At 68.2% G+C, this 255-nt stretch carries 1 protein-coding gene; it reads right to left on the reverse strand.

Annotation, left to right across the window (positions count from 1 at the left end):
• Positions 1 to 255, reverse strand: a 255-nt coding sequence (locus SB773_RS33095; RefSeq protein ID WP_410594670.1) for a glycoside hydrolase family 38 N-terminal domain-containing protein, incomplete at both ends; no start/stop codon positions are given.

The raw sequence follows: 255 nt of genomic DNA on the forward strand, positions 1-255 counted from the left end.
CGGGTCCACGTTCATCCCGACGGTCGCCGGCGTGCCGAAACGGGACTCCAGGTAGCGCTGGCCGTACAGGCCCTGGCGCACGAAGCTCTCGCCCATCGGCATGTTGTTGTCCGGCTCGACCCACCAGCCGCCGACGTTCACCCAGCGGCCCTCGGCGACACGCTCCCTGATGCGCTCGAACCGCTCGGGGTCGGACTCCTCCACCCAGCTGAGCAGCACGATCAGGTCGCAGGTGAACACGAAGTCGGGGTACTC

Source organism: Bacillus sp. SIMBA_074 (genome assembly GCF_046534555.1).
Classification (GTDB): domain Bacteria; phylum Bacillota; class Bacilli; order Bacillales; family Bacillaceae_G; genus Bacillus_A; species Bacillus_A mycoides.